Raw genomic sequence first — 17635 nt, forward strand, 5'->3', positions numbered from 1 at the left:
GTGAACGCGAATAGCCGCGGCGGCGGCTGATGCTGGGCCAACGCAATGTTGCGCCACAATGCAAAGAGTGGCCCCGGCTATCCGAAGTCTGGGCCCAAACCGTTCAGCTTGCACGACGGTGGCCGCGCCGGAGCTTTCACATACCGCGTTAGAAACAATCCCTGGGTTGAAACACTGCCGCATCTATGGTGCGGATCGGATCTCGCAATTCATCCGAGAGGCGGCTCGCCACCGTATGCTGATTCCGCGCGTGGACGGACCCGGTGATCTCGGTCAAATGCGCGACCACTACGCTTACGACCAAGCGCAGGAAATTCTCAGTTTGCTCGGCGATAACATGAACAAGCTGTCATGACCGATGCCTCGCCGCAACCCTCTATTGCACGATGAAAACATGCCAGCCTAACGCAATGATTGCTTAGCGATTCTCGACCGAGCCTTAGAATCTCTATTTCCAACCGCGTGCGAAGAATTCAGCGGGTGCTGGCTGGGGCAAGAGGGATCTAACCTCAGTCACTGATGAGCCTAACTCACTGACAAGACTCACCTATTTATACGCCTCATCTGGGGAGTCATACAGTCACTTGCGACAGCGCGCAACCGTAGTCGAATCCTTGGATGTGCCCGTTGACTATTCCGCCCTGCATGCACGTCGAAGGCAAGAATTCGCGATCCGACCAGGACGCGGGGTCACCGCCCCCAGCGATCGCCATAGCCGCGAGTGCCTCGCGCCGCGGGCTTCTGCGCACGGATGATGTCTTGGTCAAAGATCTCCCGCGTTGTGACCGCTGCCGCAGCACTGGCCTCCGTCTGTCAGCTCGGAACAGCAAAAGTGAAATCAGCGCTGCTGCTACGAAGTCAGACGAACGGCTCAAAATGGCAAGTCCCAATCATCCACATCGCTCTGCGAATATAGCTCCGTCTCTAGCTTCTGGACGAAATCTTTTATCAGGTCTGCCGTCTCCTGAACGTAAGGCTTCGTGAACACCTCGAGTAAGTTGCCTTGGCTGTCTCGTCCATTTACGATGCACACAGTCGTGGCGATACTCAATTGCTTTAAAAAGACGATCCTTCGACGCACCGAGCATCTCGAAGATGTCCACATTTGCTGCAATCTTGTAAAGCGCGCGTACTTTTGGGATGTTGTGATAGACGATCGAACGCAAATGCGACAGCACTTCTTGTTCGATAGGTTGCGCATTTGCGGAGATCTCGGACAGTGAGAACTTTTTGGCCAGCAGATCGCTGTCCCCTGTGATCAACCGCTTCATCGCGTCAGAGTCATTCTTGACTAAATTTATGAGGGTATCGGCAAGGTACGCCTGAAGCCCTTCGATTTGTTGCGCAAAGATCATCCTGTTCAGCAGATGGGCGCCACCACCACCGTGTTCTGCAAGGAGGTCTCTTGCATGGTGATAGAGATCAATCAGGATCGCCTTGGGATGATCGGGCGCCTCGTACGTCACCCAATCTTCGTCATAGGAATACTCAGCAAGTTCGGAGTCGATTTCCACATCAGGATAGTCATCGAGCGTGTGAAGTGGACCCTTTGCTGAGGACCACCGGGTCCGGTTCTTAAGTGGAGCTGCTGCCGTTCGTTCTTCCCAATACTTTACGCTACTCTTGCTTGCTGCTGTTGGGGCTGTGGGGGTGTGGGCAACGCGCAGCGTTGTCCAAGCTTCTCGCTTGCGAGAAGCGTCATATCCACAGCCTCTTCGCCGAATGCGCCGGTGACACCGGCCCGCCAGACCGCCATCGGCGCGCGGTTTTCCAGCGCTTGATGGGGGCGCTGGAAATTGTAAAATTCGATCCATCGGGCGATACCTGCTTTGGCCTCGTGGCCATCCGAATAACCCTTGAGATAGATGTCCTCGTATTTGAGCGAGCGCCACAGCCGCTCGATGAACACGTTGTCCATCCAGCGGCCGCGACCGTCCATCGAGATCCTGACGCCGGTGGCGGCCAGCGTGCCGGTGAAGGCGGCGCTGGTGAACTGGCTGCCCTGGTCGGTATTGAAGATCTCAGGCCGGCCGAAACGCGCCAAGGCCTCTTCGAGCGCAGACACGCAGAACGATGTGTCCATCGTGTTCGACAGGCGCCAGGCCAGTACCGCACGGCTCGCCCAATCGATGATCGCCACCAGATATAGAAAGCCCTGGCCGATCGGCACATAGGTGATATCGGCCGCCCACACTTGATTTGGCCGGTCGATCACCATATGGCGCAGGAGATACGGGAAGATCTTGTGTCCCGGCGCCGGCTTTGTGGTTCTGGGCTTTGGTCCCAGCGCCGCGATGCCCATTTTGCGCATCAATCGCTGCACGCGCTTGCGATTGATGCGACGGCCTTCGCCATTGAGCATCGCCGTCATCCGCCGCGAGCCCAGGAACGGCCAGGCCGTGAACAGCTGGTCGATCCGTCGCATCAGCTCAAGGTCGTTGTCATTGGCCGGCCGCGGCGGCCGATATACGCTCGATCGCGCAACGCCCAGCAGTTGGCATTGCCGGCGGATCGATAGACTCTCATGATCGCGCTGAAGCAATCCTCGGCGATCCGGCGCGCTCATCTTCCGGACCTCCTGGCTAAGAAATCTCGCTCGACCGTCAATTGTCCGATCTTGGCGTGGAGCTTCTCGACCTCCAGTTCGTGGGCCGCCTCGCCATCCCGACCAGCGCCCGCGTCAAACGCCCGAACCGCTTGATCCTGAAGCTGCTTCTTCCACGCATAAATCTGGTTCACATGCACCTGGTAGCGCTGCGCCAGATCCGTCACCGTTGACTGTTCTCGCAGCGCCTCCAAGGCGATCTTTGCCTTCAGCGCTGCATCGATTTTCCGTCTCGTCTTCTTCATGGTCCGCTCCGTTTATCAAAACGGAACGGCATCCGCACCACCTAAGCCGCCGGTCCAAAATCCGGGGTCCACTTCACGTGATCTGGCAATCGCCCATACTATTGAAGCAATAGCCAGAGAACGGCGTTTCACACGAAGGACAGACAACTTCCACGCCACCTTCGGAGACGTTCTCGGACGCACGCGCCCCCGTAAAGCTCAGCTCTGGCACGTCCAGCTTCGTCCGGACAAACTTGCTACACCGTGGGCAGATGAAGCTAGTTTCTGATTCATACCGGCTTGGCATCAAGTCACCACTGGATTCCACTTGCGCACGAATTCGTCAGGCGTGATGTCTCGGATCAACTTGACGTGTGACCTAGTCGAAAGCCCGCGGACATTTAAGTCTAACACACTGGTCAATGCGGTAGTCTTTATTCCGCGACTCGAGCGGGTAAATAAGCCGCGACACCGCTGGCGGTCGCCGTCAGCGACCTCTAGCATGGCCCTACCAGCGTGTTCCTCTTGCCTTACTCGCAATTGCTGAAGAAAACGTTCTTTGACGCGAAGCCTCCGAGCTCGGTATCGCGCGGAATAGCTGGATGGCTCCTGACGCGGATTCCTCGGTGTTAAAAATGCATTCCTTTCACCATCAACGCGTTCCCGCCTTGAGAAGATCGAATCGAAATCGGAAAAGGTCTTCACCTTCATTTTAAGTCATCCGAGGACAACCTTTGGATTCGTCGCTCAATGATCCGTCGTGCGGCGTCAAAGACGCTCCGCGGCACAATCTGCTTAAGTGCATCAACTCCTCGTATCCATTTGGCCATGCCGTTGATGACCCGGCGCCCTCGCAGGTCGTTCGATGTCCGGCAGTAGACCGTGTTGCCAGTGTAATTCTCGTCGCGAAGGATGCGACCGATCATCTTGAGATTCCACGGAACGCCACGATGATTTGAAACTCCTCTCTCGTTCAGCTCGCGGGCGATGGCGGTTTCCTCTTTCCTGGCGACGAAGCTTTCGAATATCCGTTGCACGATCGCGATCTCATTGGGTGGGCCGGCCCGTAGCAAGGCGCTGTCAGTCTGCAAGGCCTTTTTCTGGCCATGGCCGAGAAATCCCCTTGACTTGCCAGTTGCGTCCATCAGCTCTGTTCGCAGCGCGAAGCCGGGCCGACCGCCATACAATAGCTAAGGCCTGCAATTCGGCTCTGTTTCGCAAAAACCTTAGCCTCTGATTCGGGCTGCCCTCCGCTGCCATCAGGCGCTTGATGTTCTTCCAGAGGCCGGACATCGGGCTTCTGTCGTTCTCGAAGACTTCGGCGTAATAGAGCACCTTCACACCAGCCAACTTGCAGATGAACTCGTAATATGCGCTTTCGTCTGTGTCCTGCCCCCCAGCGGCTAACGCCCCGCACCAGGACATTCCCGAAATCGCCGTCACCCACGTCCCTAGTCAGACCGATGAGCCCCAGTCGGTTGTTTATCCTCAATCCGCTGATGCCCTCGTCGATATAAGTGCGCACGGTCGTGAGCCGATGCTCGGCTGCCGTAGGCGGCGATGACAGCCATCGGGATTGCGATCGAATATTGCTGCCGATCCGTAGACATCCGGACGTACTGCGCAGCCCGGAGCTCGCGCTCCCGACGCCGGGGCACCCTGCCCTGCTGGACAGTGAGCTCCCGACCTGTGCAGCTGTCAGCCCATTCCAACCCGCCTGAAAACCAAGAAGTGTGAAGCTGTTCACCCCCTCCGAATTTCTCCTCGCCTATAATCGGAACGTTCAGTCCGGGACGCTCATCCGGGAATGGACGAGTCGGAGCTGGCGAAGCTGGAGGCCGGCCATGAAGCGCCACGCCATGAGCAAGAATTTCGGTAGTGGCGCCGGCCACGTTCTGCGCCAGCACAACAGCGCCGTGCTGCTGTTCAGCTGGCGCGGCAAGCCGGACGGATCGGCCTGCTATGTCGAGCGCGTCAACCGCTACGCTCGCAATGGGGTGGAATATCCCAGCCTCGCAGCCCTGCTGCGCGCCGTCGAGGCCGAGCACGCGCAAAAGGAGCGCTAATTTCAGGTGTCCCGGCTCAACATCAAAGGCACCGCCCCAGCGAGCTGTTGGATCTGTACGTCGGCGCTAAGCGCCCGCTGGAGCAGGCGATCACGGCGCTCAATGCCGGAGCGGCGGGGCCGCGGCAGCGAATTCGGCCTCAAAGTTTGCGACGCGGAGCTGTTCCAACCCATCCTCGATCAATCGGAGATCTGCGTGAACGTGCTTGCTTGCGGAGCCGGACGCGGACTCGAGCAATTCGCGCTGAAGGTCTCTCATATCTTCAAGCGCCTGCTGGTTTCTTAAGCGTACGTAAGCTGAGACTATTGCTTTACACGACATGGTGTTCCAATGCGTTACAAAAACGAGTTTTCAAAAATGACTGAACTGCAGTGACCCGCGACTACATATGTGAACCGCGGATGCCGAAACTCTCAAATGTCATATGCAAACGGCACACGGTGAGATTGTAGACCAGCTCGCAGTCTTGGGCAACAACCTGCGCGCGGAGGGAACACGCCCGAAGAATACGGAACCCAATCCGCTGGACGCACTCGGCGCGCGGAACTTCGATGCCAAAGTCTACTGTGCTTCCAGAGTGGATAATCGGCCCCAGCCTGGAGGTTTTCCGGATCGAAAAACCGAGCTGTGACCGAGAGGTCTGTCACTGTCGGCGGCAACAAGCGACAAAGGCAGCTTCATCCCCCAAAGCCGGCTAGTGATCCGCGTACCCAGCTTGCGAAAGCCAAAGAGCTGCTCGGTGAGCGTAACCCTACGGTCCGTCAAAGCCGAGCGAGAGCTCGGCCGCTCTGTCTCCTTGATTTCAATAGGAACATGGTTATAGGCCCATTTGTTTTTGCGGGTTCCTACAGCATGAGAGCAGCGATTTAGACGTTGTCCGCCTGCGCGATCAGTTCGAGAGTTTGCGTGAGCTGGGCATGCGGATTGACAACATTCATCTTCACCTGTCTGCAGAAGCGCGGCGATGCCCGCCTAGGTCCGGCCGCCCAGATGGCTTTGCGCGCGTGCATTTTAATGCCGGTGGCGTCGTTAGCATTTTCGTGTAAACCGTCAGACCGTCAGATTTAGTTGCCACTGGCCGCCGGAGAAATGGATGATGGCTAGCGAGCAACTATCACCCTTCTTTTTGTTGTTTGCTCCGTTGCCTGCGCTTTGACGCTCTCGGAAACCCGTTTTGCGGAGTTGCACAAACAGTCCCATAGCGCCTTCTCACCCTTGTAGTTAGCCAGCGCTTCGACCAACGTCGACATAACGTGCTGCTTCAGTTTCTCGGGGATAGGCTCAGGACCGCCTAGCGAGTTCAACGCCGCCTCGACCAATTCGATTGCGCGATCCTTGTTGCCGCTCTGATAATAATACTGAGCGACCGTCCCATAGGACCGGTACTTGAAGCCACCGTCCCCTTGCGGAGGATTCAGCGCAAGAATGTGTTCGGACAACTCTTTGCCGATCGCGAGGCGCTCGGCAGACGGTAAGTGGGAATTGTCATTCGCCGGATCAAAGAGTTGGCGCAGCGCCCACTCCATCCACCCCTCATCGTTTTTGTCGATCGCGTCGCGAGCGAATTGCCTCAGAACCGGCAAGCCGGTCTGCAAGTTTCGCAGTCTGTGAAGCAACAGTTCCGCATGGAGCGCGCGGAAGCGGAGATCGTCCGGCATCACCGCGACGGCCTCTTCGACCGCCGAAACCGCCTTTGCCCAATCCTCCGCCTCCATCGCCGGCCGAAGCTTGGCGAGAATCGACTCAGTCAGCGCCCTTTCGCGCATTTCGCGTCGTCCGCTGTCGATCCGCTCTGTATCTGCGGCTTTAGCTTCATCGCTGGTCCGCCAGCTGCCGTTAAGAAGTTTCGGCAAGACGTCATCGAGCTGCATCGGATGACCGATAAAGGCGATGTGGCCGTAGTATGTGGGCGTCTACTCGATCGTATCGGATGATCAGCTCCGGCCTGAGGTGAATTCTGCCGGGAAATTCCTATGCGATTCAGGAAATCATCCAAATCTCAGAAAAGTGTGCTGAAAGAGCCCAGGGAAATCAAAGCCGTGGCAACCACCATGCTTTCAGACCCGCTGGAAATCCTTGCGGCGGACTTCACGGAAGCCCTTCTGATGCACTACTCCATCGGGCAGCGCAAGGCCGCGGTTGCCATCAGCAAGACCACCAGCGACTGCCCGTTACTATCTGTTCTTCTCGAGGACGGGCAGAGGCTTCACCTCACCGTCTCGAGGGCCCGGTCATAATCATCTTTCCACGATGGCAATAATCTCCGGTGCCGTTTTCTTCGACATGGCCGGCATCTATGCACCGCCGGCCAGAATGCGAGTCGCTACTTGCCTGGCTGATGCCGCGGCCGCGAGCAGGACCGCTCGTATCGCCGGTGGCAAGCTACTTCGACACGGTTCATCACCGGCTGCTTATCAGATGCGTGCGGCGACGAATGCAGGATGGGCGGTTTGTTGATCCTCTCTGGCGGTTCCTGAAGGCAGGTCACATTGACCGTGACCTGTTTACAGCCTCCAGCGAGGGTGTTCCGCAAGGTGGCGTGCTGTCACCGCTCTTGTCCAACATCATGCTTCATGAGTTCGATGCGTGGCTGGAGGCGAAATACCTGAGCGACAAGGCCCGCAAGGACCGCTGGGCATGGAACTTTGGCATCAAGTTGGGCCGCCCTATTACGGTTCGAGAGAACGGCAATGGAAGCCGGCGGTTGCTTATTGCCGATACGCTGACGACTTTGTCGTGATCGTAAAAGGGACAAAAGCTCAAGCAGAGGAAATCCGCGAGGAATGCCGTGCCTTTCTGGAAGGCAAGCTGAAATTGATGCTGAATAGGGAGAAAACCCATATCACTCACGTCAATGACGGCTTCGTCTTTCTGTGGCACAGGATCATTCGCAAGCGAGGGTCGCACGGACGCATGTCCGTCGTCACAACGATACCCAAGGAAAAGGCGAAGGGGTTTGTTCGCAGGCTCACTGAAACCCTTTCCGGCAATCATAGTGTCAGCACGGTCGACATGATCGCAGGCCTAAACCGTCAACTGGCGGGATGGGCAGCGTTCTACAAGTTCACCGACTTCACCGCGTACGTATTCCGGCACATCGACCATGTCGTATTCTGGAAAATGGTACATTGGCTGGGGCACAAATACCGATCTCGCATCAAACCTTTGATGCGGAAATGGTACCGAACCCCAGAACCGGGCAAGGCGAAAACCAGGCTCGTGTTTGGTCGGAATGAACGCCGCGGGACCAACGGAAAAGCACTTTACCGGCTTGTCTCAAGCCCGAAGGCGCAGTTCCGGTGGCGCAATCCGGAGGAAAATCCATACATCTTCCGAAAAGCAGCCCGCAGCACTGTCACCTCGCACTATCATGATGTTGCTATGGCCATGGGCCAAGCTTGAACAGAGAGCCGTATGCGCTGAAAGGTGCACGTACGGTTCGGGGAGGAGAAGCGCGCTCGCGCTTCTTACTCCACTCCCGATGGCGCGCGGCTTCGTCTATCTCGCGGTGGTGCTCGACTGGTTCAGCCGCCGGGTGCTGTCGTGGCGCGTCTCGATCATTATGGAAGCCGCATTCTGCGTCGAGACGCTGGAGGACGCTCTCACTCGCCACGGCAAGCCGGACATCTTCAATACCGACCAAGGCTCGCAGTTCACGGGCGCCGCATTCACCGGCATGCTCGCCAGTCATGGCATCGCCATCAGCATGGACGGTCGGGGCGCCTGGCGACAACGTGTTCGTCGAGCGGCTGTGGCGCTGCGTCAAATACGAAGAGGTCTATCTGCGCGCATACGACACCGTGTCCGACCCCCGCGCCTCGATCGGCCGATACCTCGCCTTTTACAATGGCCGGCGTCCCCACTCGAGTCTTGACGGCGGCACCCCCGATCAAGCTTACTTCAGCCCGCTGCCGTTCCGCGCGGCAGCCTAACTCTGGCAGAAACTCCACTTTTCGACGCGGAATTGCTGTTCAGACAACCGGGGCCAGCTCTAACTTCTGGTTCAGGACACTACTCGCTGACGAGCTTGAGCTCGCAGCAATTGCCGAGCCAATCTCATCGCTTCAGGCAAGGGCGGTTTGTAAATCTAGGGCTTGAGGCATCTCAGCATCTTGCATCGCCGGCCGGTACAAGCTCAGTCCAGTGGAACTATACAGTCCTTGGCGGGTAACGGAAGAGTGGGCCGACTCACTACGCTCTGTGTCAGCTATGGCCGCTGCAATCTGGCAAAGCCCCGGGGTAGCCTGATTGTGCTGGCTTGCTTCTGAAAGGGAACGGCATAGCTCTCTTGCTTCAAATCCGAGAGCATTGCTGCGAGCCCGACCTTGGACAGCCAAGCCGAGGCAATCTGACCCGCTCCCCTGCTTGACGCTTGCAGTTGCGGTCACCAGACGGAAAAGAGCGACAAGTAGATCAGCGGCGCTTTTTCATGGGTCGGGATCGATCTTCGCGTACGATCAACTGCAGTGATTGGATGAAGAAGCATCCGCCGCATCGACGTAGATTGTCGCACCAACCTGCACACGACGCAGGTCCTGCCGGTATCCACCGGCTCTCGCCTGATGAACCGTCTCGACGGTTGGAGGATCCTCTGCACCGAAGATAAGGACCTCCGCGAGGACGCGGCCGGTCATCGTGGATGGCCGCGAAATGCCAAGCAGGCTGAGCACGGTCGGCGCGAAGTCGCAGATGCCCGAAGGCACATGCGATTCCACGCCGCTTCTGATCAATGGGCCGGCTAGGATGCCGAGCGACGACATTTCCTTGGCGTGTAGCCCGCCGTGCACACCGAGCCCAACCGGCGAATTCGGGCTCCAGCAGCGGCCGGGAAAGCCAAAGGAATCGAAACCATCGTCTCCCCGAAACGAAAACAATATGTCAGCCGACCGGGGATGATCGGCGAACACCAGATGACGGGCGAGGCTACCTGGGGCGATCCCATCCTCACCGCTCTTAGCGGCCGTAAAAACCGGACCGCACCAAGGCCGTTCCGTCATTGCCGCAACCAAGCGGCGGATGGCGCGGTCGGATGGCTCCGTCAGGTAAATGGCGCCAACCTGACCCGACATGATCACCGCGTCGAGCCCCGGTCCTGGCACTTGGCCACAACGCATCCCCGTCGCCTTCAACGTGTCCAAAAGATCAGCCTGCGCGTGCGCCGTGACATGGCCATGCTCGGATGCCACGATAAGATGCACGCCCTTGGGCGCCCCTTCAGATTCCCACCAATCCAGCACCCGGCCGAACTGGTGGTCGAGAAAGCGGATCGCCTCCAGCGTCGGCGTCGCGCCGATTCCGCAATGATGCGACGAGGTGTCAGGCTCGCCGAAGGAGAGAATTGAGACGTCTGGCTGAATTTGAGGCCAGATCTCGTCAAGCAACGCCGAAGTTAGAAAGGCTTGAGCGGCAAGATCCGGCATACCGTGAGGCGTCGGCGCGGGCGTCGGCCCAAGCCGCGCCTCTACCCTTTCGAGCATTGCGGCTGACGTGGCGACGCGAGCGAAATGACCCGAGAGCGTCACTTGGCTGAGCGATCGAGCCTTGTGGTTCAGCATGCGAGTTGCTCCGGCCGAATTCGAGGCGAGAACCGCAAACGTCTTGCCGTTCGCCGCGAGAATCTCGCCCAGCGAGGGAGCGCCGACCAGATGGCCGCCGCTCGCGGCATCGAGGTCCTCGACCAGGCGGTCGTCGCTCGTATCGACCAAGCGCGGCGCTGCGGCCACGCGGTCGAGAAACCTGTTGCCGACAATGCCATGATGATCCGGCGTAGCGCCAGTGATGAGGCTCGTCAATGAAACCTGGGTCTCGTTTGGATAGATGGTGCGCTGCCGCGCTAGCATGGCACCGCGGCGCCTGAGTCTATCTAGGTTCGGCGTCCGCGATGGACTAACAAGATCGGGTCGAAGCCCGCCAAACAGCACGATGATAACGCGGTTTGGACCTGATCGATCTATCATAATGGCACGCTCTCCTAGCTGTATATTTCAGGGCTCCCCACGGTTGCTCGCTCGAAGCGCCGCGACAAGGTGAGAGATCGGCACAGGCTGGGTGAGAACATGTGGCCGATACTTTTCGCGCCGCCCATGTAAGCCTTCCCGTCGTCCCATCACGAGTTTCGCTCAGGACGCGAGATCGTGCCGCGATCATCGCACACAACAGCCGCTTCCGGACACACCGGGGCCCTGAAGAGGCACTCTTTGCCTTATGTTTCTCACGGAGCATTGTCATCCCGATGATGCCTTCACTCGCCAATTCTGCAACATCGCTATCGGAGAGCTTGAGAAGCCAAGTCAGGATCTCGCTATTGTGCTGCCCCAGCGTCGGCGCCGCCGTACGAATCGTATAAGGTCCGCCCCCTTCGCGGATCGGCACTGATGGCTGTAGATGCGCACCTATGAAAGGGCGCTCGAGTTGCTGCAGAAATGCGCACGACCTTAGATGGGGATCCTGGAGCAGGTCGATTGGATGCCGAACTACGGCGGGAGCAACCCTTACCGACTGCAATTCGAACATCGCCTCATCTGCATCACGGCTGCGCGTCCAGGCTTCGATGGCGTTCTCGACGTTGTCGTCAATGCTACGGCGGGCTTCTGCAGAATTAAGCGACGCGTCTATGGCCCAGTCTGGTCGACCAATAAGACTGGCAAGCCTCTGCCACATCTCGTTGTCGGTGGCGGCTACTACAAGCCAGTTATCCTCGCCCGCGCATCGAAAGCAGCCGTGAGGCACGAATTGCGGATGTCGATTGCCGTACCTTTTCGGCGGCATAGGGTCGATCGAGTGGATAGTGAGCCATGGCGCCGCAAATGGCAGCATGCATTCGATCTGGGCGAGGTCAGTAAGCTGCCCCTGCCCGGCATCACGGGCACAAATCAGCGCGATCAGAACTGCGACGCAGCCGTTCAAGCCGCCGATAGCCTCTCCGAAGGCAACATTGCTCATCACGGGCGGAAAGTCGGACTTTCCGACTATGCCCGGCAAGCCCGAGCCCTGTTCGAGAGTCGGGCCGTAAGAACGACAATCGCGATAAATACTATCCGCACCAAACGTGGACATCGACAACTTAACCCGTTGAGGGTTGAGCGCTCGGAGCGCATCACAACCTGGTCCGAGCTTCGGCAGGACATCTACTGAATAATTATCGACGACAATATCGGCTTTCGCCAAAAGTCGCTTGAGAAGAGCGAGACCTCGTGGCCGCGTGAGGTCGAGTGTAATACCTGGGCGTCGGATCGCCTCGATTTTGATGACGTCCGCACCAAGATCGGCTAGGATGCGCGTACACAACGGTCCTGACCACCCCATCGAGAAGTCTATCACACGAACCCCATCCATCGGCGGGCGTCCGGCATCAACGCAGGCCGCCGAAGGTGAAGGCAGACGCCTCCGAACGTTCGTGATAGCTTGCTGTTCGCCTGGAACCGGAACCTTACCACCTCGGCGCGGCGGCGTTAACGACAAGCGTTGCATCGAGCCCGCGGTCAGGCCCTCTTCTTCGTCAAGGAGAACAGGCACGATCGCGCCGCGCTCCTTCATCTCAGCGTCGTGGAGAAGATCAGACATTTGGGGTACTGGCACGATAGGGATCTTACGTTTACGCCCCTCGGTAAACCACTGTTGCGCTGTACGCGTTTTCAGCCTCGGTGCGAATTGTTGTTCGATCTGTTCAATGTGCTGCAGACGCTCCTTGCCGAGAAGCAGATCCGGATTGTCCCCAAGTTCGGAAAGGTCGAGCATATCGCAAAACGCTCTCCACTGAGCCGGTGTGAAGCCTCTAACGCCAAGCCATCCCTTTTTTGTTTCGTAAATACCCGCGGGAAAGACCGGCCAGAAGCGATTGATGCCAAGACGGCGTACGACGTCGCCATGCACTGAGGCCTCAAAGATGAGGTATTCGCTCAGAGCGAGGCTCGATTCGAAGATACTGAGTGACCACCTCCGGCCCTGCTCGCCGCGCATTCGAGCAATCACCGAAGAAGCCGCCGCAATAAACCCCCACAGGCCGGCAAGATTGCCCGTCTGGAAATCTGGAGCGTGTGAAGGTGGCCCCTCTGCCGGTCCAACCAGCTTGATGAGGCCAGCAAGCGCACGGATTGTCGAATCCGCCGCTGCAAAGTCTGCGTAGGGTCCTCCACGCCCGAACCAGCTCGCCTCAATGTGGATCAAGCCGGAGTGGCGTTCACGGATCGCAGCGACATCAACGGGAGGGCAATTCGCGGAATCAACATCCCGACCATCGATGAGGACGTCGCAATCCTCGATCAGCGCAGTTAGCCGCGTGATCGTGCCCGCCTCCGCAGGATCGATGATAGTGCTCGATTTATTGAAATTGAGAAACGCGAACCACGCACTTTGTCCCTTGACAGTGAGTGGCGCAGTACGGCGAATTCGATCTCCCCTCGGCGGCTCGATGTTCTGAACGTCGGCGCCAAAATCTACGAACAATCGAGCGCAATAGCTGCTTGCGTCCGAGGTGGCGATCTCGATGCCCCTCAGATGTGACAATACCCCCGGTGGCTGTTTGTCTTTCCTATCCATACCATGCCTTCGAATATCACTTGCCAAATCCGCGCCTCGACGAGCGAGCGTGCCGCTGCTTAGCAGGCCATGGGTACCCCGGCCGTCGTGATATAGCGATCAAGGGTCGGTTCTGTAGCCGGTACTCGGAATCGAGCGTGAGCACGGCGGAAATCACGTGGACCGGAGCGACAATGACTAGGACACTCAACATCCGGCTCGAAGAAGCAAAATGCCATTAAGTGGCCGGCGCTTGGCTGTCCACGGTGAGATGAATTGCCGAATTTGCGCAGAATGTAGGAACAGCTAGATGCAGACAAGGCCGTATGCGCTCTTTTCGCTCTCGTAGAGGAAGTGAGGCCAACGCAGCAACAATCGTACCAATCGCGCCCAGCCGAAATTCACGACGCGAGACAAGGGCTAAATAAAGTTTGCATCCCGTGACGCAATTGAGCGCATTGAAGCATCTATCACAAAATGTGCGGAATGAGACAAAGCGTCCGCTCGCGCTCGGCTATCTGCCGAACAAGATCCAATAGGCGAATATAGCGAACATCTTCGATCGTGGCGGCGCGATCGCTGCTGTTTCGACATCTATGCGTCATTCGTAGTCAACTACCAAAGCTCGCAATTGATCCAGTTGAACGACGTATGCCACTGCAGATTGGGCGTCCGCCGAGTGGCGCGTCGTCAGCGGTCCAACGCAACTAGGAGCTCTCTACCTCATGGAAGCGCATGATGTTCGACGCGCATTCGCCGAGGACACCACCTCAGACGTCGCTGGACTGACGTCGGTGAGGTCGGCGCCAAACAGGCGGCCGAGGCTGCGGCGCGCAACGCCCAGGACGCGGCACCGACCACCTATACCGAATGGGGCGGCGGCGCCTCGGGTGACGAAGACTACAATCTCGAAGCCTTTGTCGCGGCCGAGACAACGCTCGCGGACCATCTCGCCGAGCAGCTTTCGGTCGCCTTCACCGCACCCGCGCAGCGCATGATCGGCCAGTACCTGATCGACCTCGTCGACGAGGCCGGCTATCTGCCGCCCGATCTAGGTCAGGCCGCCGAACGTCTTGGCGCGTCGCAGCAGGAGGTGGACGACGTCCTCGCCGTGCTGCAAAAATTCGACCCGCCTGGGGTCTGTGCGCGGTCATTGAGCGAGTGCCTGGCGATCCAGCTCCGCGAGCTCGACCGCTACGATCCGGCGATGCAGGCCCTGGTCGAGCACCTCGACCTTCTCGCCAAGCGCGACATCGCGAGCTTGCGCAAGCTCTGCGGCGTCGACGACGAGGACATCGCCGACATGGTCGGCGAGATCCGCCGCCTCAATCCCAAGCCCGGCATGAAGTTCGGCTCGGCCCGACTCCAGACCATGGTGCCCGACGTCTATGTCCGCCCGGGTCCGGACGGCGGCTGGCATGTCGAACTCAACAGCGACACCTTGCCGCGCGTGCTGGTCAACCAGACCTACTATTCCGAGCTGTCGAAGAAGATCGGAAAGGACGGCGACAAGTCCTACTTCACCGATGCACTGCAGAACGCCACCTGGCTCGTGCGCGCGCTCGACCAGCGCGCCCGCACCATCCTGAAAGTTGCAACCGAGATCGTGCGCCAGCAGGACGGCTTCTTCACCCACGGCGTAGCGCATTTGCGGCCGCTGAACCTGAAGGCCGTCGCCGACGCCATCCAGATGCATGAATCCACGGTGTCGCGCGTCACCGCCAACAAGTACATGGCGACAAATCGCGGCACATTCGAATTGAAATATTTCTTCACGGCCTCGATCGCCTCGGCCGACGGTGGCGAGGCGCATTCGGCCGAAGCCGTGCGCCACCACATCAAGCAGCTGATCGATTCGGAGGAGCCCTCCGCGATCCTGTCGGACGACACCATCGTGGAACGGTTGCGGGCCTCGGGCATTGATATTGCCCGCCGCACGGTCGCGAAGTACCGCGAAGCCATGCGCATTCCTTCCTCGGTGCAACGCCGCCGCGAAAATGTGTGGGTAACGGTCAACAGCCGAGCAGCGAGTAGATGCTCGCCGTCCATGACGACCTCGCAAGCCGCTGATTGGGGGTCCGAAAGCGACCTTTTGTCGTAACTATCGAAAAGCGGCCTTCGACTTCGTCGGGCGTTATCAAGCCGCCTCGGACTGCGTTGGCGAGGAGCGAGACGCGACGACTGAAGTGGTGAGAGATTGGAGAACATCCCGGCTCGGCTCGATCAGATCATCGAGATGAAGTCCGTTGGTAGCGCGGGACGGGAGGGCAGACGGGGGTAAGGCGCGATTCGAGGAGGTATACATGACGATCTCGGCCGCCCGCTGCTACCAGGGTGCGGCTTTGGATAAGATCATCAGTGACGTTTCCCGAGGCAATACCGCCGATCGCGATGGGACGCGGCTTCTTCGCCTCCGGGGTTTGTGCTGCAGGTCAATGACGAGAAAACTCAGAATGCCGTAGGCCCTATTCTGGTGCGTTCTGGCCGGTCTCACGATCGTTTTGCGCAGTGCTGGACCTTCATCAAAAGCGTCCTCTTAGATGGGTGTGATTGTCCCGGGCTCACCACGTCTTTCGTAAATAAGGACGGCACCGTTACGCCGGAAACCTTGCGAGAAGCTGACGGGTTTCGCCGCCGGCTCAAAAAAAGCGAGGCGCAAGTGCCGCTTCCGCTCGTGCCGTTTGCGGGCTACGATTGTCCTAGCGCAATTGTCTAGCCCCCCTTGATCAGCAATTAGCGAATGCTCGCGAAACTCGCGCGATGTCCCGTCTCAGGGTCGTACTTAGCAAGAAATAGATTGACGGAGCATGTTCAGCAGCCAAGCCAGCCAGAGAAAACGCGCGGACCCGCAGCCAGAGCACGGCACGGAGCTATACTGACGCGTTCTTCTAACTCAACTCTAGTGGTGAAAACATCGCTGCGCCGGGAGTCACCTACTGGCACATGCCGAGAGACCTTTTGTCCTGCGATAAGCTGGTGGTGCGTCACCCGCGCTTCACACTACGACCGCATGCTCCGGCGGCGCATGCCGATTCTGTGTTGCTGACGCGGAAAGGGGTGGTCACGTCAACGAGAGTCACCACCACTGCACAATTATCCTCCCAAGTTCGAGACACGCCGTGCTCTCGGTTTTAAGGCGTCATCGGCGTGCTCGTATCAACCAGCGTTGGACTAACGTCTACAAGCAGCACATTTTGGAAATGCGTCTGCCGACTTTCACTGCCGCCCCCGAAGTCCGGCCCATGCCGTCCATGCCGCCTTTGGATAGCCACCTTCAACCTGTGAGAGGTATATGCCCAACAGGCTCGGAACAGGGGACAGGGGCGATTAGGGACGGGCTCACCGTCGAGCTTTCAAGAGCGTGACGCGCCGGCGGCACTGCGTCGGCTCGCTCGTCCGCATTATGCCTCACCACTACGATCGGCGACGACATGGAAGCACGCCATGTTTATAGTATCAGCGCCTCTTTGATCGCAGTACAGTTGGCGGGACGCGAATTGCTTCGCATTTTGCCCCAGCAATCCATGGCCTTATTAGCCCCGCGGCGAACGGCGGCATGACTTTCTCCTGGGCTTGAGAAAACAAGAACGGCATTAGCAAATGCCATACCATTCAGTCGCCCGGTAACCTCTTGCCGAATCAAAGCAAGTTCTTCGGAGATGGCGGCTCCACTCTCGCGAGGCTGCCATCTCGAGCCGGCCATATCGAGTAGCTCTCGCCATATGTCGTAAACGCAACAACCGCATTATGACACTCGTAGCGGTCGAGACCACACTCTGTGTGGAATATCCCCTTTACTAAGCGTTCCTCGCATCAGAGAGCGGGATCAACGCCCATGAACTCGTAACGACACTTTGTGTTTCACGTCAATTCTTGACAATCATGCAAGCCCTTGACGTCAAAATAAACTACCAGAGCTGGTCATTGATCGCCTTCAATCCAAAAGGGTATGAACAGCGACGTTCGCGTCAATCGAAGCTCGGCTTCCAATTTGTGAATGCCGTATCAACCACAAGCCGTTCGGCCCACCGTAGGTCATCAATACATGCAGCCATCCCCCGTCGAAAAGCTTCGCGCCGAGGTCTGTTCGAATCGTGAGCTCTCGTTTCTGATGGAGGCGCATGATGGCCTTTAGAATCGCCGAGCGCTCGGGATTCAAGGGGCTCTGGGCGTCTAGTTGGTCGATTGCCAGCTCGCTGGGCTACGCGATGCTAACGAAGCTT

General features: G+C 58.2%; 10 protein-coding genes and 3 pseudogenes. 7 read left to right on the plus strand and 6 right to left on the minus strand.

Going from position 1 to position 17635, the window contains the following annotated elements; all coding sequences use genetic code 11:
• Positions 1 to 890: 890 nt before the first annotated feature.
• The 3 genes and pseudogenes from XI09_RS13205 to XI09_RS13215 all read right to left on the minus strand — a co-directional run bounded on the left by XI09_RS13205 (position 891) and on the right by XI09_RS13215 (position 3974).
• Entirely contained in the window at positions 891 to 1514 is a 624-nt protein-coding gene (locus XI09_RS13205) for a hypothetical protein (RefSeq protein WP_271567226.1), read from the minus strand.
• A gap of 242 nt (positions 1515 to 1756) precedes the next feature.
• A pseudogene (locus XI09_RS13210) lies at positions 1757 to 2850 on the minus strand (IS3 family transposase); the annotation flags it as partial.
• A 686-nt stretch (positions 2851 to 3536) separates the two neighbouring features.
• Positions 3537 to 3974, minus strand: coding sequence for a recombinase family protein (locus tag XI09_RS13215; RefSeq protein WP_271567227.1), 438 nt, complete (start codon positions 3972 to 3974; stop codon positions 3537 to 3539).
• Positions 3975 to 4673: 699 nt separating this feature from the next.
• Between XI09_RS13215 and XI09_RS13220 the strand changes: the two genes are divergently transcribed.
• Together XI09_RS13220 and XI09_RS13225 are read left to right on the plus strand one after the other, a co-directional pair.
• A complete protein-coding gene (locus tag XI09_RS13220) occupies positions 4674 to 4895 on the plus strand; it encodes a hypothetical protein (RefSeq protein ID WP_271567228.1) in 222 nt (73 codons plus the stop codon).
• Between the two features lie 102 nt (positions 4896 to 4997).
• The gene (locus XI09_RS13225; RefSeq protein WP_271567229.1) at positions 4998 to 5180 is read left to right on the plus strand and encodes a hypothetical protein; all 183 of its coding nucleotides are present in this window, start codon (positions 4998 to 5000) and stop codon (positions 5178 to 5180) included.
• Positions 5181 to 5995: 815 nt separating this feature from the next.
• On the opposite strand, the gene XI09_RS13230 is transcribed toward XI09_RS13225, so the two are convergent.
• Positions 5996 to 6766 (minus strand): hypothetical protein, encoded by a 771-nt coding sequence (locus XI09_RS13230; protein ID WP_271567230.1) that lies wholly within the window; start codon positions 6764 to 6766, stop codon positions 5996 to 5998.
• 102 nt (positions 6767 to 6868) lie between these two features.
• Here XI09_RS13230 and XI09_RS13235 point away from each other — a divergent pair, with 102 nt between their 5' ends.
• From XI09_RS13235 to XI09_RS13250, 4 genes and pseudogenes are all read left to right on the plus strand, one after another.
• The gene (locus XI09_RS13235) at positions 6869 to 7132 is read left to right on the plus strand and encodes a hypothetical protein (RefSeq protein WP_271567231.1); all 264 of its coding nucleotides are present in this window, start codon (positions 6869 to 6871) and stop codon (positions 7130 to 7132) included.
• 137 nt (positions 7133 to 7269) lie between these two features.
• Entirely contained in the window at positions 7270 to 7635 is a 366-nt protein-coding gene (locus XI09_RS46135; protein ID WP_271567232.1) for a reverse transcriptase domain-containing protein, read from the plus strand.
• Positions 7632 to 8297 (plus strand): group II intron maturase-specific domain-containing protein, encoded by a 666-nt coding sequence (locus tag XI09_RS46140; protein WP_271567233.1) that lies wholly within the window; start codon positions 7632 to 7634, stop codon positions 8295 to 8297. Before XI09_RS46135 ends, XI09_RS46140 begins: the two co-directional genes overlap by 4 nt.
• Before the next feature lie 64 nt (positions 8298 to 8361).
• Positions 8362 to 8827, plus strand: a pseudogene (locus XI09_RS13250) (transposase); the annotation flags it as partial.
• A gap of 525 nt (positions 8828 to 9352) precedes the next feature.
• Here the strand turns inward: XI09_RS13250 and XI09_RS13255 are convergent.
• Both XI09_RS13255 and XI09_RS13260 read right to left on the minus strand, forming a co-directional pair.
• The gene (locus XI09_RS13255; RefSeq protein ID WP_271567234.1) at positions 9353 to 10852 is read right to left on the minus strand and encodes an alkaline phosphatase family protein; all 1500 of its coding nucleotides are present in this window, start codon (positions 10850 to 10852) and stop codon (positions 9353 to 9355) included.
• Entirely contained in the window at positions 10782 to 13433 is a 2652-nt protein-coding gene (locus XI09_RS13260; protein ID WP_271567235.1) for a CaiB/BaiF CoA-transferase family protein, read from the minus strand. Before XI09_RS13260 ends, XI09_RS13255 begins: the two co-directional genes overlap by 71 nt.
• A 793-nt stretch (positions 13434 to 14226) precedes the next feature.
• On the opposite strand from XI09_RS13260, the pseudogene rpoN reads away from it, so the two are divergent.
• A pseudogene (rpoN, locus tag XI09_RS13265) lies at positions 14227 to 15513 on the plus strand (RNA polymerase factor sigma-54); the annotation flags it as partial.
• Positions 15514 to 17635: the final 2122 nt, after the last annotated feature.

The organism is Bradyrhizobium sp. CCBAU 11386, from assembly GCF_028128955.1.
In the GTDB taxonomy this organism is placed as follows: domain Bacteria; phylum Pseudomonadota; class Alphaproteobacteria; order Rhizobiales; family Xanthobacteraceae; genus Bradyrhizobium.